The sequence below is a fragment of the Streptomyces sp. NEAU-YJ-81 genome (assembly GCF_017592595.1).
Classification (GTDB): Bacteria; Actinomycetota; Actinomycetes; order Streptomycetales; family Streptomycetaceae; genus Streptomyces; species Streptomyces hygroscopicus_B.
Genome location: NZ_JAGFNO010000011.1, coordinates 183,143 through 208,777 on the forward strand (window position 1 = coordinate 183,143; position 25,635 = coordinate 208,777).

Consider the following 25,635-nt stretch of genomic DNA (forward strand, 5'->3'; position numbering starts at 1 on the left):
CGTAGTGCCGATGTGCTTTCCGTCGTGCCTGCGTGCTGTGGTGCGCGTAGTGCCGTCTGTACGGGCCCTGGGGGCGTCCGGCGGGCCACGCGGCGGAGCCGCATATCGGTGCTTTCCCCTCCCCGCCCCTTCCCACGGCATCGATATGCGGCTCCGCCGCGTGGCAGGGGCTCCGCCCCTGGACCCCGCTCCTCAAACGCCGGAGGGGCTGGATTGCGTTGCCAGGGGCGGAGCCCCGGTTCGGGGTCGGAGGCGAAGCCCCGGACCGGGGTCTGGGGCAGAGCCCCAGTTTCGGGAAGGGGCGGGGAGGGGAGCAGCCCGCCGCAGGCGGAACTATCCGTCCGGCACCCCCTACGCCGCGCGGCGGGCTCGGCCCCGGTGGTCGCGGATGATCTCCGCGTAGCGGTGGCCGGAGCCCTTGATGGTGCGGGTCTGCGTGCGGTAGTCGACGTGGACGAGGCCGAAGCGCTTGTCGTATCCGTAGGCCCACTCGAAGTTGTCGAGCAGCGACCATGCGAAGTAGCCGGCCAGCGGGGCGCCCTTGCGGGCCGCCGAGGCGCAGGCCGCGAGGTGCTGGACGAGGTAGTCCTGGCGCTCGGGGTCGTCGATGGTCCCGTCCGGGCGTACGACGTCGGGGTAGGCGCAGCCGTTCTCGGTGACGTACAGCTTGCGGGCGCCGTATTCGCCGGTCAGACGCAGCAGGAGGGTTTCGATACCGGTGGCGTCGATCTCCCAGTCCATGCCCGTACGGGGTACGTCCGGGCGGCGGACGGCGCGGGCGTGGGGGGCCGGGCCGGTGGGGTCGTCGGTGACGGTGGCCGGGAAGTAGTAGTTCAGGCCCAGCCAGTCCAGGGGTGCGGCGATGGTCTCCAGGTCGCCGGGGCGCTCCGGCAGTTCGACGCCGTACACCTCGCGCATGTCGGCGGGGAAGCCGCGGCCGTGGACCGGGTCCAGCCACCAGCGGTTGGTGTGGCCGTCCATGCGCCGGGCGGCCGCCAGGTCCTCCGGCCGGTCGCTCGCGGCCTCGACGGTGTTGAGGTTGTTGACGATGCCGATCTCGGCGCCCGGTGCGGCGGCCCGGATCGCCTGGGCGGCGAGGCCGTGGCCGAGCAGCAGATGGTACGAGGCGCGGACCGCCACGGTCAGATCCGTGAGCCCGGGCGCCATCACGCCCTCGAGGTGGCCGATCCAGGCCGAGCACAGCGGCTCGTTGAGGGTGGTCCAATGGTGCACCCGGTCGCCGAGGCGGTCGGCCACCACCGAGGCGTACGCGGCGAAGTGTTCCGCGGTGTCGCGCACGGGCCAGCCGCCCCGGTCCTGGAGCACCTGCGGCAGGTCCCAGTGGTACAGGGTGACGGACGGGGTGATGCCCGCCTCCAGCAGACCGTCGATCAGCTCGTCGTAGAAGGCCAGGCCCTTGGCGTTGACCGGCCCGTCGCCGCCCGGCACCACCCGTGGCCACGCGATGGAGAGCCGGTAGGCGTTGGTGCCCAGCCGCTTCATCAGCCCGATGTCCGCGCGCCAGCGGTGGTAGTGGTCGCAGGCCACGTCGCCGTGGTCGTCGCCCGCGACTCTGCCGGGGGTGTGCGAGAAGGTGTCCCAGATCGAGGGCGACCGTCCGTCCTCGGCAACGGCTCCCTCGATCTGGTAGGCCGAGGTGGCCGTGCCCCACAGGAAGTCGTGCGGGAAGGCTGTGAGGTCCAGGAGTTCGGACACGTACGTCCTTTCAGAGGTGGGAAGGCCGGTCACTTCACGGCTCCGGCGGTGAGTCCGGCGACGAGGTAGCGCTGGAGGAGCAGGAAGCCCGCGACCACGGGGACACTGACGACGAGCGAGGCGGCCATGACCTGGTTCCAGTACACCTCGGTCTGGGTGGCGTACCCCTGGAGGCCGACGGCGAGGGTGCGGGTGGTGTCGTTGGTCATCACGGACGCGAAGAGCACCTCGCCCCAGGCGGTCATGAACGCGTAGACGGCGACGGCGACGATGCCGGGGATCGCGGCCGGGACGACGACCCGGAACAGCGCGCCGAGCGGTCCGCAGCCGTCCACCAGCGCCGCCTCGTCCAGATCGCGCGGCACCGAGTCGAAGTACCCGATGAGCATCCAGATCGAGAACGGCAGCGAGAAGGTGAGATAGGTGAGGATGAGGCCGCCGCGGGAGCCGAAGAGGGCGATGCCGGTGGCGTTGCCGATGTTGACGTAGATGAGGAACAGCGGCAGCAGGAAGAGGATCCCGGGGAACATCTGGGTGGACAGCACGGTGACCGTGAACACCCGCTTGCCCCGGAAGCGGTAGCGGCTGACCGCGTACGCGGCGAAGACGGCGATCACCACCGAGCAGACGGTCGCGGCGCCCGCCACGATGACCGAGTTCACGAAGTAGTCCGCGAGCGGGACCGTCGACCAGATGTCGATGTAGGGGCGGATGGTCAGTCCGCTCGGCAGCCAGCGGAACGTCCCGGAGACGTCCTGCAGTGGCTTCAGGGAGCTGGAGACCATGACGTACACCGGCAGCAGGACGAAGCCGGTGAGCAGGGTGAGGAAGATCCGGCGGGCCCACAGGAAGGACCGGGGGGCGGCCATCGGTGAGCGGGGAGCGGCCACCGGTGAGCGGGGCGGCGCCGGAGCGGTGCTAGACATCGGCCGTCTTCCTTCGTCGGGAGGTCAGCAGGAGGTACAGGCCCGTCACCACGAGCAGGAAGAGCAGCAGCAGCACGGACATGGCGGAGCCGGTGCCGAAGTTCCAGGTGGCGAATGTCGTCTGGTAGACGTGGATGGAGATGAGGTCCGCGGCCTCCGGCGCCGCCTTGCCGAACAGCACGTACGGGGTGTTGAAGTCGTTGAACGTCCACAGGAACAGCACCAGCACCAGCACCTGGTTGACCGGGCGCAGCGAGGGCAGGGTGATGCGGCGGATCTGCTGCCACATCCCGGCGCCGTCGAGTGCCGCCGCCTCGTAGAGCTCCTTGGGGATGTTCTGCAGACCGGCCATGACGACGAGGAACGCGAACGGCCAGCCCTTCCACACCGACACGGTCAGCAGCGCGATGAAGCTGTTGTCGCCGATCAGCCAGAACGAGGGCTTGTCGGTGAGGCCCAGCTGGTCGTGGAGGACGTGGTTCACCAGCCCGTTGTCGTGCTGGAACATGAACGCCCAGGTGATGACAGCCGTGTAGACGGGCAGCGCGTACGGGACCAGGAACAGGGTGCGCAGCAGCCCCCGTCCGCGGAAGGTGTCCTGCAGGAAGATGGCGGCGGCGGTGCCCAGCAGCCAGCACAGCCCGACCGACAGCACGGTGAAGCCGCAGGTGACCCAGAACGAGTGGAGCAGCGCCTCCCCGGCCGGGGCGTTGATGTCCACCGAGATCTTGTAGTTGTCCAATCCGGACCAGGGCGCGGCGCCCCAGTCCCGGATGGAGAACCGGGTGAGCGCCTTGAAGCTCATCAGGATGCCGATCACCATCGGCACCAGATGGACCAGGAGCTCGAGGACGAGGGCGGGCAGGAGCAGCAGGTACGGCAGTCCGATGCGGCGGATCCGCCCGGGGCGGCGCGGGCCTCGCGCCGCCCCGGGGGTGCTCCCCGACACCGTCCGCCGGTCTTTCTCAGCGGTCGCGGTCGTGGTGGTCATGAGGTGTCCGCACTCACTTCGCCGGCATCTGCTGCTGGGCCTTCTCCAGCTTGGCCTTCACCGACTCGGTGGTCACCGGGCGTCCGCCGGCGGCGTCGGCGAGCAGCTCCTTGACGGCCGTGCCGACGCCAGTCTCGAACTGCGACTCGTCGGCCACCTGCGGCAGCGCCGCGGCGCTCTTGGCGAGGGTGTCCCGCAGGGCGGCCGTCGCCTTGGTGTTGAAGGCGGGGTCGGACTGGGCGGCCTTGACCGGCGGAATGGAGCCGTACGCCTTGTTGAGGATCTTCTGCTCGGCGTCGCTGGTCATGAACTTCACGAACTTCAGGGCGCCGTCGTGGTTGTCGGTGTTCTTGAAGACGGCCAGGTTGATGCCGGCGACCATCGAGTTGACGGAGGTGCCGGAGCCGGGGGTGCCGGAGCGGACGGGCGCCGGGGCCACGCCCCACTCGTCGTCCTTCATGCCCAGCGAGGTGAGGGTGGCGGAGGCGGTCTGCCACAGGACCATCGCCGTCTTTCCCTTGGCGAAGTCGCTGAGGGACTGGTTCTGCGCGTACTCGGCGTTGCCCGGGGCGATGATCTTGTCCTTGGCCATCAGGTCGACGTACTGCTTGATGGCGGTGACCGCGCCGTCGGAGGTGAAGTCAGGCTTGCCGTCGGCGGTGAAGAAGTCCGCGCCGTGCTGCTTGGCGAAGACGAAGACCTGGTGGATGTTCTCCGAGAGGTTCGCGCCCTCGGCGCCGAGGCCCCATTTGCCGCCCTTGGAGAGCTTCTTGCCGTCGGCGACCAGTTCGTCCCAGGTGGCGGGCGGCTTGGAGATGCCCGCGTCGGCGAACATCTTCTTGTTGTAGTAGAGCGCGTACGCCATCGAGTACAGCGGCACCGCGGCCGGGTCCTCGCCCCGCGCACCGGTCGAGCCGAGCGCGGAGGCCACGAAGCGGTCCTTGCCGCCGATGCTGCCGAAGTTCTTGGTGTCCCACGGCAGCAGCGCCCCGGACGCCTGCAGCGAGGCGCTCCAGGTGTTGCCGATGTTCAGGACGTCGGGGCCCTGGCCGGAGGTGGTCGCGGTGAGGATCCGGTTCAGCAGCTCGGACCAGGGAATGACCTCCAGCTTCACTCTGATCCCGGTCTGCTTCTCGAACTTGTCGAGTTCGGGCTTCAGGACCTTCTTGTCCACCGTGATGCTGGCGCCCTGGTTGGAGGCCCAGTACGTGAGCGTCTTCGGCGAGTCGTTGGAACCGCCGCCGTCCGTCGAGGAACCACCTCCGCACGCCGAGGCGGCAAGGGCGAGTGACAAGGTGACGGCGCCTATGGCCGCGGCTCGGATCCTGCGCATGGCTCCAGGTGTCCCTTCCGGGAGGGGTGAATGCCAAGAAGGGCCCGGGCACGCCAACCGCGTTCAACTCCCGAAGCCGCTCACGGCTTAATTTAGGACGTGAGTTAAACCTCAAGAGAAGGTCGCGTCAAGAGATCCGGCGGAGGTATCTTGCGGCGCGGAGCCGGGACTTGAGGAGGCCAGGTGGCAGCGCACAACGGGCGTAACGTTCGTGACCTGCGGCGGGAGAACCGCGCCGCCGTGCTGCGTCGGTTGTATTTCGACGGGCCGATGAGCCGCTTCTCGCTGGCCCCCGCGACCGGGCTGAGTTCAGGTTCCATCAGCAATGTGGTCGCCGAACTGCTCACCGAGGAGCTGGTGGAGGAGGCCGGAAGCATCGACTCCGACGGCGGCCGTCCCCGCACCCTGCTGCGGATCACGCCACACAGCGGCCACATGATCGGGGTGGATGTCGGCGAGACCCGGGTCCGCGTCGAGCTGTTCGACCTCTCGCTGGCCGAACGGGCGCGCGCCGACCGGCCGTTGCCCACCCGCGGGGCCGGGCGCCGGGTGCGCTACGACAGCGAACTGATCGCGGGCCACATCCGCGACGGCATCGCCGAGGTCCTGGAGGCTGCCGGGCGCGACCCCGCGCGGATCCTCGGCGTCGGCATCGGCGTCCCCGGCATCGTCGAACACTCCGAGGAGGACGGTGCGGTGGTGCACGGCCAGCCGATCGGCTGGGAGGCGGTGCCGCTGGAACGGATGTTGCGCGGATCGGGCCATCTCCCCGACGAGGTCCCGTACTTCATCGAGAACGGCGCCAAGACGCTGGGGCAGGCCGAGATGTGGTTCGGCGCCGGGCGCGGTGCGCGCAACGCGGTGGTCGTGCTCTTCGGGTCGGGCGTCGGCGCCTGCGTCGTCACCGACGACGTCGAGCACGGCCGGGCGGTGGAGTGGGGCCATCTCACCGTGCGGGTGCGGGGCCGCCGGTGCCGCTGCGGGGCACTGGGCTGTCTGGAGGCGTACGCGGGCGCGGAGGCGCTGCTGGAACGCTGGCAGGAGGCGGGCGGGCAGCCGCCGCCCGACACCGACGAGGAGACCGCCCTGACGGCGATGCTGGCCGCCGCCTACCCCGCGGACGGCGACGCCCCGGACCCGGTGGCGGCCGCCGTCCTCGCCGAGACCGCGGAGTACCTGGGCGCCGGGCTGTCCGACCTGATCAACCTCTTCCAGCCCGAGCGCATCCTCGTCGGCGGCTGGGCCGGGCTCCAGCTCGGCGCGCGTTTCCTGGACTCGGTGCGCGGCCACGCGGTGTCCTACGCGCTGCCGTACCCCTCCGGGCGGGTCGGCATCGACCTGGGCGCGCTGGGGCCGGACGCGGTCACGGTGGGCGCCGCGATCCTGCCGCTCGCCGCGTTCTTCGCCCGCGGCGGGCGCCGTCTGCCGCCCACTCCCGCACCGGAGCCGTCCCCCGCATGGCGCGCCACCCTGGGCACACGGCTGGCGTAGGGGGTACGGGCGCGGCTGGCGTAGGGCTACGGGCACGTCCGGGCGCGGGGACTCCACGCACGTCCCGCGCAGGGCTGCGGGCACGTCGGACGCGGGGGTTACGCGCACGTCCCGCGCAGGGCTACGGGCACGTCCTGCGCAGGGGCCACACGCACGTCCGGGCGCAGGGGCCCCACGCACGTCCCGCGCACGGCTACCGGCACGTCCGGCGCAGGGGCCACACACACGTCCGGGCCCGAGGGCCACACACCTACCGCGCACGGCCACGGGCACCTCCCCCGCAGGGGCCACACACGTCCGGGCCCGAGGGCCACACACACCTCCCGCGCACGGCTACCGGCACCTCCCGCGCAGGGGCCACACGCACCGTCCGGGCGCGAAGGCTACGCCGACTCCCGTAGCACCAGCTCCGGTTCGAAGAGGACCGAGGCCGGCTCGGTGCGCAGGCCCCGGACGTGCTCGTCGAGCAGCCGGGCCATCGCCGCCGCCATGTCCTCCACCGGCTGGCGCACCGAGGTCAGCGGCGGCCGGCAGGTGGCGGCCACGCTGGAGTCGTCGAAGCCGACGACCGCGACATCGTCGGGCACCCGCCGGCCACGCTCCCGCAGCACCTGGCAGACCCCCTGGGCCATCAGGTCGTTGGCGGCGAACACGCCCTCCACGTCGGGGTGTTCGGCCAGCAGCTCCGTCATCGCCGCCACCCCGCTGTCCAGTGTGAAGCCCCCCTCGGCCATAGGCACATACGGACGGCCGCCGCGGGCCATGGTGTCGCGGAACCCGGCGAGCCGCTCCTGGCTCGCCGCCACGGCCCACGGCCCCGACACGGTGGCCACCTTCCGGCACCCCCGGGCCAGCAGACGCTCGGCCGCGAGGCGGCCACCGTCCCAGTGCGCCAGGTCGACATGGCTCAGCGCGACCGGCCGCACAGGACGGGCGAACAGCACGGCGGGCAGTCCGGCCTCGGCCAGCAGCGCGGGCAGCGGATCGTCGGGGTGGGTGGACACCACGAGCGCCCCGTCCGCGTTTCCCTGCCGCAGATACCTCAGCACCTCCTGCCTGGCCTCGGGGGACTCGGCGAACATCAGCACCGGGTGCGTCGAGCGCGGCCGCAGGAATCCCACCACCCCGCCGACCACCCGGCCGAAGAACGGATCGGCGAACACCCGCGCGGCGAAGGCGTTCTGCTCCTCCTCCGAGGTGTCCCCGGTGCCGTCCCCGGCCCCGGAGACGACGAGCGCCACGGTGCCCGTGCGCCGGGTCACCAGCGATCTGGCCGCCCGATTGGGCGCGTAGCCGGTCCTCTCGATCGCGACGCGGACCAGGTCCTGGATGGCCGGATCCACGTTGCGGACGCCATTGACGACCCGGGACACCGTCGCCCGGGAGACACCGGCCTCCCGGGCGACATCCTCCAAGGTCGGGGCGTGTCGGTTCATGCCCGCACCCTAGTGGCAGCGCGCCCCGAGGGCATAGAGCGCTCTCCCGCCACCACCAGGGGCACATCATGACCGGTCATGGATCAGCGGTAGACACCGAACTCGTAGAGTGAGTAGCCGTATCCGGTGCCGCGGGCCGTGCCGTGGACGCGGACATAGCGGCCGGTGCCGGAGACGTCGAAATCGTCGACACCGCCGTTGCCGTCGGTCACCTCACGGATGGTGCGCCAACTCTGGCCGTCGTCGGAGGTCTGGAGGGTGTACGCCTTGGCGTAGGCGGCCTCCCAGACCAGCTGGACGTGAGTGAGGGGGGTGGACGCGCCGAGGTCCACCTGGAGCCACTGCGGATCGCTCCAGTCGGCCGCCCAACGGGTGTCCGCCTTGCCGTCCACGGCGTTGGCGGCGGGGCAAGGGCAGTCGCCACTGCCCGTCTGGTACGAGGAGGCGGTGGCCGGCTTGCCGAGTGCCACATTGGTGCCGTTCACGGCGGGCGGGACGACCCGTACGGAACGGGTCTCGATGCCCACGTTGCCCTTGCCGTCGGTGGCCTTGACGTAGACCTTCCACACGCCGGGGCGGTCCGGCGCGGTGACCCTCAGCCGGCCGCCGCCGAGGTCGGTGGCGGGCAGCGGGGTGAGCTTCTTGTCCTGGTCGAGGTACATGCTGCTGCCCAGCACCTGGTAGGAGAGGGCGTCGCCGTCGGGGTCGGTGGCCTTGGCCGTGAGCGTCAGGTCGCGGCCCGCCTCCACCTTGGCGGGGTCGCCGTCCACGGCCAGTGAGGAGATGACCGGCGGGGTGTTGTCGTGCGAGGTGTCCGCGCCGTACGCCTTCTTCACCGCGTAGTACGACAGCCGCTTCTGGCCGGCGGGCAGCAGATTGAACCAGACGCCGCCGAAGTCGTCCTCGGTGCCGTAGTGGAACATCGTGGCGCCGAGCGCGACGCCCTGGTGGCCGGTGACGCAGTTCCACGCCTTGGTGTAGCCCGCGGCCTTGGCCTGGTCGGTGGGCTCCTCCGGCACGCCGTTGGCGTCGTCGGGGACCTCCCACTCCCCCGGCGGGCCGGTCTCGGTGACGATGTACGGCTTGGTGTAACCGCCCTGCTCCCAGGTGGCCTTGATGTCGCAGACGGCGTTGTAGGAGTTGACGGCGTACAGGTCCAGGTCGGGGGCGTTCCGCTGGTAGTACGGCCAGGCGCCGGTCCACGCGTCGGTGGAGGTGACCGGGTGGTCGGGGTCGACACCATGGATCTTCTTGGCGATGTCGTTGACGAACGTGGTGTAGGCGTCGCGCTGCCGCTCCAGCTCATCGCCGCTGTAGCAGTTCTGCAGGCCGAGCACCGACTCGTTGCCGACGTTCCACATCAGCACGCCCGGGTGGTCCTTGTACGTGGCGACCCACTTGGGGAACTCGGCGAGCATCTGGTCCTTGTAGGCGGTGTCCGTCCGGTAGTTCACACAGCCACCGCTGCCCGGGCCGCCACCGGGCTGCAGCCAGAAACCGGCGATCACCTTGACGCCGTGAGCGGCCGCGGCGTCGAAGAGGGGTTTGCTGGTGGCGTCGGTGCCCCAGGTGCGGAGGGTGTTGACGCCCATCGACCGCAGATCGGGCAGATAGCGGTCGGCGTCCGCGATGGCGGGGCCCCAGGTCAGGCCCTTGATCTGATAGGGCTGGCCGTCCACGGTCAGCCGCCAGTCGCCCTGGGTGCCGGTGACCTTGACGACGCTTCCGGCGGCGTGTGCCTGCTGGCCGGGCAGCGCTAGGGCGCCGGCGGCCAGCAGACCGGCGGTGAGGGGCGCCGCGATACGGCGTGGGGCGGTACGGGTCCGGGTCATGGTGGTGTCTTTCGGTGTGTCGGGGGAAGTGGCGTGCGAACGGCCCGGCCGCGGTGGTGTGCGCACCGGTGGCCGGGCCGTGGTTCACGGCAGCTCGTAGTTCTCGTCGAGGGCCGCTCCGGCCTCGGGGTGGGTCTGGTCGTAGCCGCGGGCGTCGCACTGCAGCGCCCCGACGACGCAGTGGTCGACGAGCGCCTTCAGCGTGGGCGCGTCCCAGGCGTTGAAGAAGTCGTAGTGGAACGACCAGCTCGGGCCGCTGGCCAGCCTCGCCCGCGAGAGGTCACCGTTGACCGGGAAGGCCATCTTGAACTCGACCATCGGCAGCGCCACCGGGTGGTCGGCCGGGCACACGTTGTTGTTCGTCCCGGGGTTGACCACGGGGTAGGCCATATGGCTGCGGTGGTCGGGCGTGTCCAGATACCTGCCGTCCCAGCAACTGGGCGCCTGGAAACGGATGTTGAGCTGGACATCGGGCCGGCTCGGGCAGTCCTTGGGGAACTCGACGTTGAAGAAGCTGTCGCCGCACTCCCACCCCTCCACGAAGCCGGGGTGACGGCGGAACTCCTCGGCGGTCTGCATCGGGTCGCCCACCACGAAGCGCAGCCCCTTGGGGAACGGCCGCACACTGGTGTAGTCGGTCACGCCCGCCTTGTAGTAGATGGTCTGCGGGCCGATGGGCAGCACCGGCCGGTCGTCGTTGAACAGCGTGGGCATCCAGTAGCCCGACTTGTCCCCCGGCGCCTTGCAGGTGGTGCGGCCGGCGTCCAGGGAGGCCGTGGTGCTGGCCGCGTCGGTCGTGGTGTTGCCCATGAAGGTGTGGTCATGGGACGCGCCCGGCTGCTGCGGGTACACGATGGGGTCGTCCGCCTTGGTGTGGCTCACCGAGCAGTTGGCCTGGAACTCGTGGAAATAGCGGTGCGGCGGCTCCTGCGTGGACGGGGTGACGCCGGTGACCGGCGGGTTCGCGGGAATGTAACCGTCGCCGTCCGGGTCCTCGGGCGAGGAGGACGACGGCGCCGCCATGACATGCCCCGCGTGGGCGGCCGTGACACCGCCGCTCGCGGGCTTCGCCGGGGGCGCTTCGGCGCTCATCGCGATACCACCGAGCCCGAGCGAGGTCAGCAGTAACGCGCCTGCGATCAGGGTTCCTGAAACGATCTTCGATCTCCGTGCCATGGAGACTCCTGCCACGTGGAGAGAGGGTGAAGGTGGCCGGGCGGCCGTACACGGCGAGGACTCGCGGCGCCGTGGGTGCGGGCCGGGCCGCCCGCATGACGGGCCGTCATGGGCCCGCGACAACAGTGGGAGAGCGCTCTCCAAGACCGGAGTGTCCGGGCGGGGAGGCAAAGGTGTCAAGGCGTCGAGCGGAAAGGATCAGACGCCGACTCCGCTTACCTCTTGAACACAACATCCATAGACACGAGCGGCCGCGAATCCGCCCCAAGTGCGCCCGAACTAGCTGAATTTCCAGGCCAGTTGATGTTCAAAAGGCAACAACACGCACAGACTGCGGTCACAACTCTTGACGAGTCGTTCACATGGCTGAAGCATGCGACGGCAAGAGAGCGCTCCCTCACCCCCATCCCGTTCATTTACTGAACCAGGAGAGACGCCCCCATGACGCCTTCCCCCACGCCTTCTTCCTCCGGCCGCTCCCCGGTCGGCCGCCGGGCGGTGCTCGGGGCCGCGGCCGCCGTCGCATCGGCCCCCGCCCTCGCCGGCCTGGCCACTCCCGCGTCCGCCGCCCCCGCGGGCCGGAGAAAGAGCCCGCGGGCCCTGCCGGGCGGCGGCGACCTCGGCCCGAACGTCATCGTCTTCGACCCGTCCACGCCCGGCATCCAGGCCAAGCTGGACGAGGTGTTCAAGAAGCAGGAGTCGGCGCAGTTCGGCACCGGGCGCTACGCCCTGCTGTTCAAGCCCGGCTCCTACAGCGGGCTCAACGCCCAGATCGGCTTCTACACCTCCATCGCCGGGCTGGGGCTGTCCCCCGACGACACGACCATCAACGGCGACATCACGGTGGACGCCGGGTGGTTCAACGGCAATGCCACCCAGAACTTCTGGCGTTCGGCGGAGAACCTCGCGGTCGTCCCCGTCAACGGCACCAACCGCTGGGCGGTGGCGCAGGCGGCGCCCTTCCGGCGGATGCACGTCCGCGGCGGGCTCAACCTCTCCCCCGACGGCTACGGCTGGGCGAGCGGCGGCTACATCGCGGACAGCCGCATCGACGGCCAGGTCGGACCATACTCCCAGCAGCAGTGGTACACCCGCGACAGCGCGATCGGCAGCTGGCTCAACGGCGTGTGGAACATGGTGTTCTCCGGTGTGGAGGGCGCCCCCGGGCAGAGCTTCCCCAACCCGCCGTACACCACGCTCGACACCACCCCCGTCTCCCGGGAGAAGCCCTTCCTGTACCTCGACGGCAGCGAGTACCGGGTCTTCCTGCCCGAGAAGCGGACCAACGCCCGCGGGGTCACCTGGGGCAACGGCACCCCCCGAGGCACCTCGCTGCCGCTGTCGCAGTTCTACGTGGCCAAGCCCGGCGTCACCGCGGCCACCCTCAACGAGGCGCTCACCCAGGGGCTCCAGCTACTGCTCACCCCGGGGATCTACCACCTCGACCAGCCGATCCAGGTGAACCGGGCGAACACCGTCGTCCTCGGGCTCGGCTACGCCACGCTCATCCCCGACAACGGCGCCACCGCGGTCAAGGTCGCCGATGTGGACGGGGTGCGGCTGGCCGGTTTCCTCATCGACGCCGGATCGGTCAACTCGACCACCTTGCTGGAAGTCGGCCCGCAGGGAGCCTCGGCCGACCACTCCGCCAACCCCACCACCGTCCAGGACGTGTTCATCCGCATCGGCGGCGCGGGCCCCGGCAAGGCCACCACCAGCATGGTGATCAACAGCCGTCACACCATCGTCGACCACACCTGGGTCTGGCGCGCCGACCACGGTGACGGGGTCGGCTGGGAGACCAACCGCGCCGACTACGGAGTCCGGGTCAACGGCGACGACGTCCTCGCCACGGGGCTGTTCGTGGAGCACTTCAACAAGTACGACGTGCAGTGGTACGGGCAGCGGGGCCGCACCATCTTCTTCCAGAACGAGAAGGCGTACGACGCCCCGAACCAGGCGGCCATCCAGAACGGCTCCATCAAGGGCTACGCGGCCTACAAGGTGGCCGATTCGGTGACCACGCACGAGGGATGGGGGCTCGGCAGCTACTGCTACTACAACGTCGACCCGAGCATCGTGCAGCACCACGGCTTCGCCGCCCCGAACGCGTCGGGGGTGAAGTTCCACAATCTGCTGGTCGTCTCGCTCGGCGGCCAGGGCCAGTACGAACGCGTCATCAATGACATCGGATCCCCCACGTCGGGCACCACCACCGTGCCGTCGACCGTGGTGTCATATCCCTGATCTACGATGCGTCGCGGGCGGGTGTCCCCGGTGAACCGCCCTCGATGTACCGACCGCCCAGGAAGGACCACCACGCCATGGCGACCACCCCCGTGCGCGACCGTTCCACGATCATGGTCCTGAACGGGCCGAATCTGAATCTCCTGGGCCGTCGGCAACCCGAGATCTACGGGACGGACACCCTGGCCGACATCGAGAAGCTGGTCGCCGTGACAGCCGCGCCGCACGGTCTGATGACCGACTGCCGGCAGAGCAACCACGAGGGGCAGCTCATCGACTGGGTCCATGAGGCGCGTGAGCACCACGCGGCGGTCATCATCAACCCCGCGGGCTACTCCCACACCTCCGTCGCGCTGCGCGACGCCCTGGCGACCTGCGACGGTCTGCCGATCGTGGAGGTGCACATCTCCAACATCCACCAGCGGGAGACGTTCCGGCACCACTCCTATGTCTCCGCGCTGGCCAACGGGGTGATCGCCGGATGCGGTGTCCAGGGCTACGCGTTCGCCGTCGAGCGGGTGGCCGGCCTGCTGGCCGCCGCCAAGGCGTAGACGTCCGGCGCGTCAGGCCCTGATCACCTGGACACCGGCCTCGGTGTACGGAGCGACCAGCTCCGCATCGGCGCCGGTGTCCGTGATCAGCACATCGATCTCCTCCAGTGCGCAGATCCGGGCGAACGCCCGGCGGCCCAGCTTGGAGCTGTCGGCCACGACCACCACCCGGGCCGCCCGGCCGGCCATGAGGTGGTTGATGCTGGCCTCCCCCTCATGGTGGGCGGTCGCGCCCTGGACCGTGTCCAGCGCGTCCACGCCGAGGATCGCCAGATCCAGCGACACCTGGCCCAGCACTCCGGTGGCCAGCGGCCCCATCAGCTCGAAGGACTGCGGACGGGCCACCCCGCCGGTGAGCACGATCTTGACTTGGGGGCGCACCGCCAGCTCGCTGGCGATGTTCAGGGCGTTGGTGACGACCGTGACGGCCGGGCCGCCGCCCGGGGCGGACAGATCGCCGCGCAGGGAGATGGCGCGGGCGACCTCGGTGGTGGTCGTCCCGCCGTTGAGACCCACGATCGAGCCCGGTTCGGCCATCCGGGCCGCGGCCGCGGCGATCCGCTGCTTCTCCGAGGCGCGCCGGGCGGTCTTGTAGCGCAGCGGAAGGTCGTACGAGAGGTTCTGCGCGATCGCGCCGCCCCGGGTACGGGTCAGCATCTGCTGCTGAGCGAGCTCATCCAGGTCGCGGCGGATGGTCGCGGCGGACACCGCCAGTTCGGCGGCCGCCTCCTCCACATCGATCCTGCCGTCCCTGGTCAGCAGATCCAGCAGGGCGTTCCAGCGCTCGGGCCGTTTCACGTCGATCACCCTACCTCGCACACATCGGCTCTGGACTTTCGTGCGTGATCCTGCGCATTATCTGCTCGTACGAAACAACTCCGCGCATGAGAAGTGCTCGGGTCATCCGTGCGACGAGGGGAGTCCCATGAGCCACACCGAGGCCGAGATCGCGAGCCAGCCCGACTGCTGGCGGCGCGCCATCGCCCTGGCCCGGGATCCGGAGGGGCCCGTACGGGCGGCGCTGCCCCGGCCGGGTGAGCGGGTCGCCGTCGTCGGCTGCGGCACCTCGTGGTTCATCGCCCAGTCGTACGCGGCGCTGCGCGAGGCGGTCGGCCAGGGCGAGACGGACGCCTTCGCGGCGTCGGAGATGCCGGCCGGCCGCGCCTACGACCGGGTGGTGGCACTGTCCCGGTCCGGTACCACGACCGAGGTACTGGAGCTGCTCGGCGCGGTGCGCGGCCGGGTGCCCACCACCGTCATCACGGCGGTCCCCGACTCCCCGGTCGTGCGCGCCGCGGACGCCGCGGTCGTGCTCGATTTCGCCGATGAGCGGTCCGTGGTGCAGACCCGCTGGGCCACCAGCGAACTCGCCCTGCTCCGCGCCCACTTGGGCGCACCGCTGGAGCACCTGGAGGCGGACGGCGAGGCGGCGCTCGCCGAGCCGCTGCCCGGAGCGCTCGTGGACGCCGGGCAGTTCACCTTCCTCGGGCGGGGCTGGACCTACGGGGTCGCCCAGGAAGCCGCGCTCAAGATGCGCGAGGCGGCGGGAGCGTGGACCGAGGCATATCCGGCCAAGGAGTACCGGCACGGCCCGATCAGCGTGACCGGCCCGCGGAGCGTGGTGTGGTGGCTGGGCGAGGGGGCGTCGGATGTGGCGGACCAGGAGATCACCCGCACCGGCGGCCGGGTCGCCGGCTTCGGCCGCGACCCGCTGGCCGAACTGGTGGTGGTGCAGCGGCTCGCGGTCGCGATCGCGGCGACGCGCGGGCTCGACCCCGACGAGCCGCGCCATCTCACCCGCTCGGTGATCCTCGGCTGAGCCGGGGCGGACGCTACACGCGAACCGAACGAAGACAGAAACCGAACAAACACGGGAACGGCCAGAACATGGAAACGGGCGGAAGGAGCCGGTAGATGCCGCTGGTGGCCACCGGGGAGATCGTCGGGACGGCCGCACGCGCCGGGCTCGGCGCGGGTGCGTTCAATGTCATCCAGATCGAGCATGCCCAGGCGATCGTGGCCGGGGCGGAGGCGGCGGGCGCGCCGGTGATCCTGCAGATCAGCGAGAACGCGGTGCGGTATCACGGCGCCCTGGCCGCCATCGGCCGGGCGACCGTGGAGGTGGCCCGCGCGGCGCGGGTGCCGGTGGCCGTACATCTGGACCACGCCACCGGGCCGGAGCTGGTGCGGGAGGCGGTGGACCTCGGCTTCGGCTCGGTGATGTTCGACGCCTCGGCCCTGGAGTACGACGGCAATGTGGCGGCGACCGCCGAGGTGGCGGCCGACTGCCATGCCCACGGGGTGTGGGTGGAGGCCGAGTTGGGCGAGGTGGGTGGCAAGGACGGCGTCCACGCACCGGGCGCAAGGACCGATCCGGCCGAGGCCGCCGCCTATGTGGCGGCGACGGGTGTGGACGCGCTCGCGGTCGCGGTGGGCACCTCGCACGCCATGGTCGTCAAGGCCGCGGTGGTGGATCTGCCGCTGGTCGCGGCGCTGCGCGCGGCCGTGCCCGTACCGCTGGTGCTGCACGGCTCCTCCGGGGTGCCCGAGGCGGATCTGACCCGGGCCGTGGAGGCGGGGCTGACGAAGGTGAACATCGCCACCCATCTGAACGTGGCCTTCACCCGGGCGATCCGCGACCATCTAGCGGGCCACCCCGAGGTGGTCGACCCCCGCCGCTATGTCGCGGCCGCGCGTGACGCGGTGGCGCGCGAGGTGACCCGGCTGCTGAAGCTGGTGCGGGCCACGCACTGAGGGCGCCTGCCGGAAGATGTTCCGAACGCCGCCGATTCACGCGGTATCACGCATCGGCTTTCCCCGGGCGGGTGTATTGACATGAGCTTATCAACTCGCCAGGATGCCCGACGAGGTTAGGAAAGGTTCCTAACAAAGGGGTGTCCTATGCGCAAGCGTTTCGCTTTCGTACTCGCCGCGGCCGGACTGCTGGCCGGCTCCGTCACCGCCGGCGCCCATGCCACCACCCGGGGCCCCGCGCCGGCCCCCGCGTCCACCAAGGAGGGCACGGTCACCGCGGCGCAGCTCCTCGCCAAGGTGCAGGGCTGTTCACAGATATCCAGTGGCAAGTACCGCACCGACGACGAGACATCGGCCAACATCCCGGTCTGCGGTGCCAATGGGGCGGTCTTCTGGAAGGCCGACATGGACATCGACTGCGATGGCCAGGTGACCTCCCGGTGCAACGAGGACACCGACCCGTGGTTCCAGGACGACACCGCCTTCCACCAGTCGGACGGCAAGCCCCTCATCGCCGACAAGCTGCCGTATGTCGTGGTGCCGAGCCCGAGTTCCACCTGGGACTACACCAAGTCCGGCATCAAGGGCGGCGGTGTGGTCGCGGTCATCTACAACAACAAGGTGCAGTACGCGGTGGTGGGCGACACCGGGCCGACGAACATCATCGGTGAGGCGTCCTACGCCACGGCCAACGCGCTCGGCATCGACCCCGACCCGGAGACCGGCGGCGCCGAATCGGGGGTGACGTACATCGTCTTCAAGAACTCCTCCGTCTCCCCCATCGAGAACCACGACAAGGCCGTGTCGGTCGGCGACGGTCTGGCGAAGCAGTTCATCCAGAACAACTGACCCCGCCGCCCCGGCGGCGAACGGACTGTGGTGCACGGCCCCTGACGGCCGTGCACCACAGTTGTGCGTCCGCGAGGCGGCGGCATCGCGGGGCGCGGCCGGAGGGACGCGGCCGATGACTTTTCCTCAGCCGGGCGGTCTTCACCGGTGAACACCACGACAGGAGGTGGACGTTGGCCCGTCCCGAGCCCGAGAAGCCGCCCACGCCGCCCCCGGCCCCGCCGCCCCCGGCCGTGCTGCTCCTGGGGCGGCCGGTCACCCGCGCCGAGGTGGAGCGGCTGTGCGAACGGCTGTCCGCGCTGGCGCGCCGGGCCGGTCCTGGACCGGTCACCGTGGACGTGGGCGGGGTGGGCCGGCCGGACCTGGCCGTGGTCGAGGCCCTGGCCCGGCTGCGGCTGACCGCCGGCCGACTGGGGCGCGGGATCCAGCTCCGCAACGCCTGCGGCGAACTGCGGCGGCTGCTCGCCTGGACGGGGCTGGACGAGGCCCTGACGACCCCCGCGGCGTCAGGGCACGCCCTGGCGTCAGGCCACGCCCTGGGGCTCGAGCTGGGCGGGGAGGCCGAACAGCGGGAAGAGGCGCTCGGTGTCCAGGAAGGAGTTGAGCCCGGTGATCCGGCCCCCTGATATCTCGAGGACCTGAAGCGCCCAGGCCTCATGACGGCCGTCGGGGCCGCTCGGACGGTACTGGCCGAAGGCGGGCAGGCCGTTGGCCACGGTCGGGACCAGACGGGAGCCGCGGCAGCCGATGCCGTGGCCCAGCAGCCACTGGCGGATGTCCTCGTGGCCGCGCAGCCACAGCTCGTACGGCGGCATGGAGAGCGTGGCGTCCTCGTGCAGCAGGGCGGTGAGGGAGTCCAGGTCATAGCGCTCGAAGGCGTCCACATAGCGGGCCAGCAGGGCGCGCTGCTCCTCGTCCAGCGGCTTGACCGGGTCGGAGTCGCTGATCTCGCTCGCGGCGAGGGTGGCCCGGGCGCGCTGCAACGCGCTGTTGACGGACGCGACGGTGGTGCCCAGCAGCTCGGCGACTTCGCTCGCCTTCCACGCCAGCACCTCGCGCAGGATCAGCACCGCCCGCTGGCGGGGCGCCAGATGCTGCAGCGCGGCGATGAACGCGAGCCGCACCGCGTCCCGCTGGGCCGCCACCTCGGCGGGGTCTCCCCCGTCCGGCAGCACCTGGCCGTCCGGGACCGGCCCGATCCAGGTGGCCTCCGGCTGCTCGGCGAGCGCGGCCGGGAACGGGGTGGCCGCGGAGGTCAGATCCATGGGCCGGGCCCGGCGCTTGCTCCCGTTGAGCATGTCCAGGCAGACATTGGTGGCGATGCGGTAGAGCCAGGACCGCAGCGCGGAGCGGCCCTCGAAGCGGTCCAGGCCCCGCCAGGCGCGCACCATCGTCTCCTGGACGGCGTCCTCGGCCTCGAAGGCCGAGCCCAGCATCCGATAGCAGTAACCGGTCAGCTGCGTGCGGTACGGCTCCAGCTGGAGCTCGACACCGGTCGCGCCGTCCACCGCCGCCACATCACTCATCGCCGCACCTCATCGCTCTTCGGACTCCCATGGGGCAAACGTAGCGGGCACCACTGACAATGGCGCCGACCTGCGGAGACGACAGACGCATCGGGCACCGGACGGGTGATTCAGGCCACCGGGCGGGCACTGACCGCGGCGGCGTACACCTGTTGGCCGCCGCTGGCGATCATCCGCACCTCCGCACGGTCGCTGATCTCCGCCCGCACGATGCCGGTGTCGTCCGCGTACACGGGGTGCCCGCCCGGACCGCTGCTGTCCGTACGGTGCACCACCACGACGTCCTCGGCCCCCGGGACGGCCGCATCCGCGAAGATCAGCTCATACCTCTCTGGGCTCCGCATCACGCCCTCCTCAGCACCGACCCGCCCCCGTCATCTCAAACCGGGACATTCAACACTATCGCTCGGGCCGGGTGGCGCAAGAGGTTCGGTGGTCACCGCGATGCGGCGGCGACCCCCGCCCCGTCGGCGGCGTCCGCACCCTCCGCCGAGCCCTCCGCCTGATCCGCTTCGAGGGGCGTGCTCTCGAGGCGCAGCAGCGGCGCCAGGATGGGGCCGAAGAGGGTGGCCGCGGTGATGGACCCCAGGGTGATGGCCCAGGCGACCGGGCCGAGCGGGGTGCAGTCGAAGAACTGGCTGACGCCCGGGGTCTGGATGATGGCGGCGAGCACCGCGGCGGAGCCGAGGCCCGCGACCAGGACGTGCCGGTCAAGGCCGCCCGTGGTCAGGGTCTGCGCGAGCTGGGTGCCGACCAGGGCGGCGAGCGCCACCGTACCGGCCCGGCGGCTTCTGCCGGTGACCCGGGCGCCGGTCCACGCCAGTCCGGCCCCGGCGGCCGTGATGACGCCCCGCAGCAGCATCTCCTTGGTCAGCGCCGCGCCCAGGGAGCGGCTCGGGCCCTCCTTGAGCAGCCGTTCGCCAGTGTGCCCGGTCGGCTCGCGCACCGCGATGGCGAGCGCGGGCGCGAGGTCGGTCAGCAGGTTGACCAGCATGATCTGACGGGCGCTCAGGGGTGTGGTGCCGGTCAGGGCGGAGGCGGCCACGCTGAAGGTGACCTCGCCGAAATTGCCGCCGATGAGGATGGCGAGGGCCGCCCGGACCGAGGCCCACATGGCGCGCCCCTCCATCAGGGCCGAGACGATCGTCTCCAGGCGGTCGTCGGTGACGACCAGGTCCGCCGCGGCGGTCGCGGCGGGGGTGCCGCGCCGCCCCAGGGCGATCCCGACGTCCGCGAGCCGGATCGCGGGGGCGTCGTTGGCGCCGTCCCCGGTCATCGCCACCACCCGGCCGAGGCGCTGATACGCCTGGACGATGCGGACCTTGTGGTGCGGGCTGCACCGGGCGATCACGTCCACCGTCGGCAGCAGCTCGTCCAGCTCCGCGTCGTCCATCTCGTCCAGCTCCGGACCGGTGCACACCTTCGGCTCGGGGAGATCCATGATGGGGGCCGCGATGGCGTCCGCGGTGGCGGGGTGGTCGCCGGTGAGCATCATGGTCTGCACACCCGACTCGCGCAGCCGCGCGAGGGCGGGGGCGGCACTGGTGCGCACGGGGTCGGCGATGGCGATGAAGCCGAGGAAGTCCAGGTCCCGTACGGCCTCGTCGGACAGCTCCTCGCCCTCCCGCATCCGCCGCTCGGCCACCGCCAGCACCCGGCGTCCGGCGCCGGCCAGCTCCTCAGCGGTCTCGCCCAGCTTCCTGATCCCCTCCGCGTCCAGTTCGGTGGCCTGGCCGGTGCCCGGGGTGCGCCGCCGTGCGACCCGGTCCAGGACGCCCTCGGGCGCGCCCTTCACGCTGAGCAGCGGACCGTGCACGGTGCGCCCGGTGGTGGCGTGGTAGGCGCGGGAGGGTTCGAAGGGCAGCGCGTCGGTACGGCGCCAGCGGGGCGCTCCGCGCCGCACCCCGACCCCGGCCCGGCGCGCCCCGACGCTCACCGCGCGGTCGGTCTGGTGCGCCATGGGCTCGGACTGGCGGGCCGGCGGGGTCGCGCGCAGGGCGGCGGCGAGCACTGCCTTACGGCGCGCGTCGAGCCGGTCGGCTGGGAGCGGGCCGCCGCTGTCGCTGACGGCCGCGAGCTGGAGGTTGCCCTCGGTGAGGGTTCCGGTCTTGTCGAAGCACAGCACGTCGGCGCGGCCGAGCGCCTCGATGGTGCGGGGGTTGCGGACCAGGGCGCCGAGGTCGGCCAGCCGGCGGGCGGCGGCCAGCTGGGCCGCGTTGACCAGGAACGGGAGCCCTTCGGGGACGGACGCGACGGCGAGGTTGACGGCGGAGGCGAGGTTCTCGGTGAGCGGGAGGCCGTGCAGCAGTCCGGCGCCGGCGACCGCGGCGGCGGACCCGAGCGCGATGGGCACGCTGGACCGGGTGAGCGAGGTCAGCCGCGCCTCGACACCGGTGACGGGGGCTGCCTGGCGGGCGGTGGCCAGGCTCCGGCCGACCTCAGTCGCCGGTCCGGTGGCCACGACGACGGCCACGGCGCGCCCCGCGGAGACGGTGGTGCCCTCGTAGAGCATCGACCGGCGCTGGGTGATGTGCGCGCCGACGACCGGCGCCGGATCCTTGCTCACGGGCAGCGATTCGCCGGTCAGCGAGGACTCGTCGACCTCGAGCCCCTCGCCCTCCAGCAGCCGGCAGTCGGCGGGCACCACGTCCTCGGGGCCCAGCATGACGATGTCGCCGGGGACGAGGTCCCCGGCGGTCACGAGGCGTTCCGTACCGCCCCGGCGGACCCGGGCGCCGATCGCCGATCGGGCGAACAGCTCGGACAGCGCCCGCTCGGTTCTGACCCGCTGGAATCCGCCGACCAGGGCGGAGATGCCGGTGATGGCGGCCACCAGCGCGGCGTCGGTGCGCGAGCCCACGGCGGCGGCCAGGGCGGCCCCGGCGGCGAGGACCGGGGTCAGGGGGTTGGCCAGCTCCTCGATGAACGCGGCGGGCAGGGTGGTGCGGGTGGGCTCGCCGCGGCGCGGCCCCAGCGCGGTGCGGGCGGTCGCCTCCTCCGGCGTGAGGCCGTCGTGGTCGGCCTCCAGGCGCTCCAGCACCCGGGGGACGGGCATCAGATGCCAGGGGGTGGTGGTCACCGGCGGGTCCATGGGGCGGGCGAGGAGCTGGCGCGCCCGCCAGTGGCCCAGGGCGAAGGCCAGGGTCCCCGCGGTGGTACCCGCCGCGGCGGCGCGGGCGGTGGCCTGGTTCGGGGCTGCCTGGAGGGCGGCCACCGCGCCGACGGCGCTGCCGCCCGCGGACAGCAGGGCGCTCTCCCGGTCGACCCGCGCGGCCACGCCCACGGCGTCCACGATGAGCCCGGCCGACTCCAGGTCGGCGCCGACGAGCAGATGGGCGCCCCAGGCCGGGGGCTCGCCGTCGCGGTGCACGCCGACGCCGCAGTCGGCCGCTCCCAGGGCCCGGCGGTTGCCGGAGAGCAGCAGCACCACGGCGCCGTCGGCCTGCAGGGACCGTACGGAGGCCACGAGGCGGCGGCCGGAGGGCACCACCGCGTCGGCGAAGGTGAAGCCCGTGGGATGGGGCCGGTCGGTGGCCAGGACGATGCGGGATCCTGCCCGGCGGGCGGCGGCCGCCACGGCCTCGGCGCCCGGCACGGTCTGCGGGGCGAGGCCCACCACCGCCTGGAGCGTGCTTCCCCGGGCCAGGCCGAGCACCCGCTCGCTGCCCCTGCGGCGGAGCCGCGCCGCGGTCTGCTGCCCGGTGCGGCCCGTCAGCTCCAGCCGGTCCAGGGAGCCGAGTACCCATCCGTTGTCGTGGCGGGTCTCCAGGGGCTCATCGGGGTCGAAGAGGCCGAAGAGCCGCTCGGCGGTCGGCTCGGGGTCGGCGCCGCCGAGGAGTTCCAGGTCGATGGGCTCGTAGCGGTCGCCGCGCAGCGCCGCCTCGTCCAGCACCACGGTGTCGACCTGGCCCAGCCGCCGCAGACTGCTGCGGTCCATGGCGAGGACGCCGCGCAGGGCGAGAAACTGGCCGAGGCTGGTCGCGAACCCCTCCCGGCCGGCCCCCGGCGCCTTGGGCACGGACGAGAACGCGACCGCGAATCCGCGACGCGGACCGGCGAACGGGGCCGCGAGGACGCCGGCCGCGGCCCCGGCGGCCATGGAGCGCTCCGCGAAGCGCTCCACGGTGTCCTGGGGGGGCTTTCCGGGCCGCTCGACCACGATCGGCTCGGCCACCACGTCCTGGGGGCCGTGCACGAGCTGTGGCTCCATCGCCGCCCAGGCCCGGCCCTCCGCCTCCGCCTCCCGCCACAGGGCCGCCCGCTGGACGAGGTCGAGCGCGAGGCCGCCGCCCCGGGTGGCCACGCCCTGGGTCAGCGCGGTCAGCACCGGCAATGCCGCCTCGGTGGGCTGCCCGCGGGTGATGGCCAGGGCCAGCCGCCGCAGGCGGGGGTGGTGCTGGATGATGGACAGGGTCGCGGCCACCTCGTTCGGCAGTTTGAGCCACGGGGTGAGACGCAGGGCGGTGGCCACGCTCAGCCCCACGACGTCCGCCGCCACGACGGCCAGCGACTGGGCCTCCTTCGCGCCGCCGGAGGGATGGCGCGGCTCCGGGGCCCACTCGTCGAACTCCTCGGTGGGCGCGACGGGCTCCTGGACCTCCGCGCGCTCGATCCGTGCGATCAGGTCCTGCTCGGACGGGGGCGGCTTGCGCACGGCCACCACGACCCGCTCGGAGGGCGCGTTGACCCGTGCCCATTGCACCCGCGGATGCTCCTCGAGGACCCGTTCCACCCGGCGGGCCACCTGCTCGCCCCCGATCCCATGCACCCCGCGGACCTCGATGTAGTACCGCCCCGGGTAGGACCAGATCCCGCGCTGGGAGGGCTGGACCAGGCGCCCGACGGCTCCGGCGGCATCCCGCACACCCGCGGCCACACCGGCCTTGATGGGCGCGAGGAGCTGCAGAGGTGGCAGGGGCAGCAGCTTCAGCGTCGCCAGGGGCAGATGCAGCGGTGACAGCGGTGACATCGAGGGAACCTCCGCTCCCCGGGCGGCCTGCCCGGTTCATCCCTATTACCCTTAAATAGGAAGAAGATTCAATCCGTCATCACCGTGTGGACGTGAGACCAGTGACCACTCCCGCTACTTCACGCAAGCGCAGCTCCTCGACAGCCGCGAAGAAGACGGCACCGGGGCGCGGCGGCAAGTCGACGAAGTCCGCCGCGGCAGCCACGTCGGCCACGTCGAAGTCTTCGCAGCCGAAGAAGGCGACGAAGACCACCAGGCCATCGAAGACCACGCAGCGACAGCGGACGGCGAAGGCCGCCAAGGGCGCCAAGGGCGCCATGGAGACGTCGCGCAGTGACGGCAGGCGCAGCCTGACCCTTACGGTGCCCACGTTCGACACCATGGGCCACGCGACGAAGGAAACCCTCGGCACCGTCGGCCACGCCACCAGGGGCACCCTCGACACCGTCGGCCACGCCACCAGGGGCACCCTCGACACCATGGGTCACGCCACGAAGGAGACCTTCGACACAGTCGGCCACGCCACCACCCGTGCCACCGGGGGTGCGGCGAGGGTTGCCCTGAAGCCGGTCGAGATGGCCCGCCGGGTGCTGCCCGCCAAGGGCGGACTCCCGCTGTACGTGGGGCTCGGCGCGCTGGGTGCCGTGGAGGTCATCGAATGGCCGGTGGCCGTCGGCATCGGGGTAGGTTATGCGGTGCTGCGCAAGGGCGGCATCATGGCCCCGCCGGCCGAGAAGGGCACCGAAGGCCGCAGCACGGGCCGTTCGAAGAGCAGCCGCTCGGGGAGTCGCGCCAAGACGCGCAAGTCGGCCAAGGCCGCGGCGTAGCGCTCCCACCAGCGGCTCCCGCCTCCCGCCGGTTCCGTCAGCAAAGCGGGCAAAAAGCGGGCACGACTCTGTTGGAAACGGGCACCCCACAGTCACTGTAGCGTTGGTATACACCAGGAAGCGGATCTAACACCCGTCACTGAATTCCCCCTGGGGTACGGCGCATTGCGTGGCCCGCTGTGCGCCGACCCTCCGTCACCTGGGGGTTGACCCGAGACGGACTGACCACTCCGTCACGAACCGACTGAAAGCGGTGACTCCTCTTGGCCCTCCCCCACAGCGCTCAGAGTGCCCCTCGAGTGCCCGGACAGGCAGTGCCCGCCGCCGCCTCGCGGCACGCCACCGGAATGGCCACACTCGCCCCCGACCTCCATGTGGTGGCCGGGGACGAGGACTTCTGCCGACATTTCGGCGCATCCTCTGCTGAGTTGTGCGGCCGCAGCCTGTTCGACCTGCTGCACCCCAGCACCTCCTCCGTCCTGCGGGAACACTTCTCGCGGCTGCACGACGGACGGCGCACCCGCTTCACCGAGCGCGTCCTCGGCTGCCACTCACGCGGCCAGGTGTTCTCGGGCAAGCTGACCGGCACGGCCATCCAGGGCCGGTCCGACCGCCTCTCGGCCATCGTCGTCATGGTCAAACCGGATGACGAACGACCCGAGGAGGCACCCGCCCCCACCAGCCAGAAGCTGCTCTCGCCGCTGGAGGCCCGGATACTCGAGGGAGTGGCCACCGGCGCGTCGACCGTACAGATGGCCGCCAAGCTCTACCTGAGCAGACAGGGCGTCGAATACCACGTGGGATCGATGCTGCGGAAGATGAAGGCACCCAACCGGGCCGCCTTGGTCTCGCGCGCCTACGCGGCAGGCATGCTGACCGTGGGCACCTGGCCGGCCCGGGTGCGGCCGGAATTCGTCAAATGAGGCCGGTCATGTGACACCACGTCACTCCGAACGGGCCCGGGGCGGCATGCCCCGGGCCCGTCGCCTTCGGCCGCCCCCACCCCTACCG

Annotated in this window: 21 protein-coding genes; 9 read left to right on the plus strand and 12 right to left on the minus strand. The window is 71.6% G+C overall.

Annotated elements, in window-relative coordinates; all coding sequences use genetic code 11:
- Positions 1–351 precede the first annotated feature (351 nt).
- Genes J5X86_RS24310 through J5X86_RS24325 form a run of 4 tightly spaced genes read right to left on the minus strand, consistent with a single transcriptional unit; the run spans position 352 to position 4,966 of the window.
- The gene (locus tag J5X86_RS24310; protein ID WP_208518864.1) at positions 352–1,716 is read right to left on the minus strand and encodes a GH1 family beta-glucosidase; all 1,365 of its coding nucleotides are present in this window, start codon (positions 1,714–1,716) and stop codon (positions 352–354) included.
- Positions 1,717–1,745: 29 nt separating this feature from the next.
- Positions 1,746–2,642 carry a carbohydrate ABC transporter permease gene (locus J5X86_RS24315; protein ID WP_208518865.1) on the minus strand — a complete coding sequence of 299 codons (897 nt, stop codon included), beginning with the start codon at positions 2,640–2,642 and terminating at the stop codon, positions 1,746–1,748.
- Positions 2,635–3,633, minus strand: coding sequence for a carbohydrate ABC transporter permease (locus tag J5X86_RS24320; RefSeq protein WP_119992965.1), 999 nt, complete (start codon positions 3,631–3,633; stop codon positions 2,635–2,637). Before J5X86_RS24320 ends, J5X86_RS24315 begins: the two co-directional genes overlap by 8 nt.
- Positions 3,634–3,646: 13 nt before the next feature.
- Positions 3,647–4,966, minus strand: a complete 1,320-nt coding sequence (locus J5X86_RS24325; RefSeq protein ID WP_208518866.1) for a sugar ABC transporter substrate-binding protein — start codon at positions 4,964–4,966, stop codon at positions 3,647–3,649.
- Between the two features lie 183 nt (positions 4,967–5,149).
- On the opposite strand from J5X86_RS24325, the gene J5X86_RS24330 reads away from it, so the two are divergent.
- Complete coding sequence (locus J5X86_RS24330) at positions 5,150–6,457, plus strand: ROK family protein (RefSeq protein ID WP_208518867.1); 1,308 nt, start codon at positions 5,150–5,152, stop codon at positions 6,455–6,457.
- Positions 6,458–6,840: 383 nt separating this feature from the next.
- Here J5X86_RS24330 and J5X86_RS24335 read toward each other — a convergent pair whose 3' ends face one another.
- The 3 genes from J5X86_RS24335 to J5X86_RS24345 form a co-directional block, all read right to left on the minus strand.
- The gene (locus J5X86_RS24335) at positions 6,841–7,893 is read right to left on the minus strand and encodes a LacI family DNA-binding transcriptional regulator (protein ID WP_208518868.1); all 1,053 of its coding nucleotides are present in this window, start codon (positions 7,891–7,893) and stop codon (positions 6,841–6,843) included.
- 83 nt (positions 7,894–7,976) lie between these two features.
- Positions 7,977–9,725: a discoidin domain-containing protein gene (locus J5X86_RS24340; protein WP_208518869.1), complete on the minus strand. Its 1,749-nt coding sequence runs from the start codon at positions 9,723–9,725 to the stop codon at positions 7,977–7,979.
- 84 nt (positions 9,726–9,809) lie between these two features.
- Positions 9,810–10,901: a DUF1996 domain-containing protein gene (locus J5X86_RS24345; protein WP_208518870.1), complete on the minus strand. Its 1,092-nt coding sequence runs from the start codon at positions 10,899–10,901 to the stop codon at positions 9,810–9,812.
- Between the two features lie 441 nt (positions 10,902–11,342).
- Here J5X86_RS24345 and J5X86_RS24350 point away from each other — a divergent pair, with 441 nt between their 5' ends.
- Together J5X86_RS24350 and aroQ are read left to right on the plus strand one after the other, a co-directional pair.
- Positions 11,343–13,148 (plus strand): coagulation factor 5/8 type domain-containing protein, encoded by a 1,806-nt coding sequence (locus tag J5X86_RS24350; protein ID WP_208518871.1) that lies wholly within the window; start codon positions 11,343–11,345, stop codon positions 13,146–13,148.
- 77 nt (positions 13,149–13,225) lie between these two features.
- Positions 13,226–13,699, plus strand: a complete 474-nt coding sequence (aroQ, locus tag J5X86_RS24355; RefSeq protein WP_208518872.1) for a type II 3-dehydroquinate dehydratase — start codon at positions 13,226–13,228, stop codon at positions 13,697–13,699.
- A gap of 12 nt (positions 13,700–13,711) precedes the next feature.
- Here aroQ and J5X86_RS24360 read toward each other — a convergent pair whose 3' ends face one another.
- A complete protein-coding gene (locus tag J5X86_RS24360; protein ID WP_208518873.1) occupies positions 13,712–14,497 on the minus strand; it encodes a DeoR/GlpR family DNA-binding transcription regulator in 786 nt (261 codons plus the stop codon).
- 127 nt (positions 14,498–14,624) lie between these two features.
- Here J5X86_RS24360 and J5X86_RS24365 point away from each other — a divergent pair, with 127 nt between their 5' ends.
- The 4 genes from J5X86_RS24365 (at position 14,625) to J5X86_RS24380 (ending at position 17,928) form a co-directional block, all read left to right on the plus strand.
- Complete coding sequence (locus J5X86_RS24365; protein ID WP_208518874.1) at positions 14,625–15,518, plus strand: SIS domain-containing protein; 894 nt, start codon at positions 14,625–14,627, stop codon at positions 15,516–15,518.
- A 95-nt stretch (positions 15,519–15,613) separates the two neighbouring features.
- Positions 15,614–16,453 carry a class II fructose-bisphosphate aldolase gene (locus tag J5X86_RS24370; RefSeq protein WP_059144588.1) on the plus strand — a complete coding sequence of 280 codons (840 nt, stop codon included), beginning with the start codon at positions 15,614–15,616 and terminating at the stop codon, positions 16,451–16,453.
- A gap of 147 nt (positions 16,454–16,600) precedes the next feature.
- The gene (locus J5X86_RS24375; protein ID WP_208518875.1) at positions 16,601–17,302 is read left to right on the plus strand and encodes a glycoside hydrolase family 75 protein; all 702 of its coding nucleotides are present in this window, start codon (positions 16,601–16,603) and stop codon (positions 17,300–17,302) included.
- A gap of 173 nt (positions 17,303–17,475) precedes the next feature.
- Complete coding sequence (locus tag J5X86_RS24380; RefSeq protein ID WP_208518876.1) at positions 17,476–17,928, plus strand: STAS domain-containing protein; 453 nt, start codon at positions 17,476–17,478, stop codon at positions 17,926–17,928.
- Here J5X86_RS24380 and J5X86_RS24385 read toward each other — a convergent pair.
- The 4 genes from J5X86_RS24385 to J5X86_RS24400 all read right to left on the minus strand — a co-directional run bounded on the left by J5X86_RS24385 (position 17,827) and on the right by J5X86_RS24400 (position 24,167).
- Entirely contained in the window at positions 17,827–18,828 is a 1,002-nt protein-coding gene (locus J5X86_RS24385) for a sigma-70 family RNA polymerase sigma factor (RefSeq protein ID WP_208518877.1), read from the minus strand. The genes J5X86_RS24380 and J5X86_RS24385 overlap by 102 nt on opposite strands.
- A gap of 110 nt (positions 18,829–18,938) precedes the next feature.
- On the minus strand, positions 18,939–19,172 hold the full coding sequence (locus J5X86_RS24390; protein ID WP_208518878.1) for a DUF6296 family protein: 234 nt from the start codon (positions 19,170–19,172) through the stop codon (positions 18,939–18,941).
- 92 nt (positions 19,173–19,264) lie between these two features.
- Entirely contained in the window at positions 19,265–23,797 is a 4,533-nt protein-coding gene (locus J5X86_RS24395) for a cation-transporting P-type ATPase (RefSeq protein ID WP_208518879.1), read from the minus strand.
- A 79-nt stretch (positions 23,798–23,876) separates the two neighbouring features.
- A complete protein-coding gene (locus tag J5X86_RS24400; protein ID WP_208518880.1) occupies positions 23,877–24,167 on the minus strand; it encodes a hypothetical protein in 291 nt (96 codons plus the stop codon).
- Between the two features lie 10 nt (positions 24,168–24,177).
- Here J5X86_RS24400 and J5X86_RS24405 point away from each other — a divergent pair, with 10 nt between their 5' ends.
- Positions 24,178–24,624 carry a hypothetical protein gene (locus J5X86_RS24405; RefSeq protein WP_208518881.1) on the plus strand — a complete coding sequence of 149 codons (447 nt, stop codon included), beginning with the start codon at positions 24,178–24,180 and terminating at the stop codon, positions 24,622–24,624.
- Positions 24,625–24,923: 299 nt separating this feature from the next.
- Positions 24,924–25,547, plus strand: coding sequence for a LuxR C-terminal-related transcriptional regulator (locus J5X86_RS24410; RefSeq protein WP_237298491.1), 624 nt, complete (start codon positions 24,924–24,926; stop codon positions 25,545–25,547).
- Positions 25,548–25,635 lie beyond the last annotated feature (88 nt).

Coding starts and splice junctions, on each gene's coding strand:
- J5X86_RS24315 (WP_208518865.1), bottom strand. CDS start 2,642: ATGTCTAGCACCGCTCCGGCGCCGCCCCGCTCACCGGTGGCCGCTCCC.
- J5X86_RS24320 (WP_119992965.1), bottom strand. CDS start 3,633: ATGACCACCACGACCGCGACCGCTGAGAAAGACCGGCGGACGGTGTCG.
- J5X86_RS24325 (WP_208518866.1), bottom strand. CDS start 4,966: ATGCGCAGGATCCGAGCCGCGGCCATAGGCGCCGTCACCTTGTCACTC.
- J5X86_RS24335 (WP_208518868.1), bottom strand. CDS start 7,893: ATGAACCGACACGCCCCGACCTTGGAGGATGTCGCCCGGGAGGCCGGT.
- J5X86_RS24340 (WP_208518869.1), bottom strand. CDS start 9,725: ATGACCCGGACCCGTACCGCCCCACGCCGTATCGCGGCGCCCCTCACC.
- J5X86_RS24345 (WP_208518870.1), bottom strand. CDS start 10,901: ATGGCACGGAGATCGAAGATCGTTTCAGGAACCCTGATCGCAGGCGCG.
- J5X86_RS24350 (WP_208518871.1), top strand. CDS start 11,343: ATGACGCCTTCCCCCACGCCTTCTTCCTCCGGCCGCTCCCCGGTCGGC.
- aroQ (WP_208518872.1), top strand. CDS start 13,226: ATGGCGACCACCCCCGTGCGCGACCGTTCCACGATCATGGTCCTGAAC.
- J5X86_RS24365 (WP_208518874.1), top strand. CDS start 14,625: ATGAGCCACACCGAGGCCGAGATCGCGAGCCAGCCCGACTGCTGGCGG.
- J5X86_RS24370 (WP_059144588.1), top strand. CDS start 15,614: ATGCCGCTGGTGGCCACCGGGGAGATCGTCGGGACGGCCGCACGCGCC.
- J5X86_RS24375 (WP_208518875.1), top strand. CDS start 16,601: ATGCGCAAGCGTTTCGCTTTCGTACTCGCCGCGGCCGGACTGCTGGCC.
- J5X86_RS24385 (WP_208518877.1), bottom strand. CDS start 18,828: ATGAGTGATGTGGCGGCGGTGGACGGCGCGACCGGTGTCGAGCTCCAG.
- J5X86_RS24390 (WP_208518878.1), bottom strand. CDS start 19,172: ATGCGGAGCCCAGAGAGGTATGAGCTGATCTTCGCGGATGCGGCCGTC.
- J5X86_RS24395 (WP_208518879.1), bottom strand. CDS start 23,797: ATGTCACCGCTGTCACCGCTGCATCTGCCCCTGGCGACGCTGAAGCTG.
- J5X86_RS24405 (WP_208518881.1), top strand. CDS start 24,178: ATGGGCCACGCGACGAAGGAAACCCTCGGCACCGTCGGCCACGCCACC.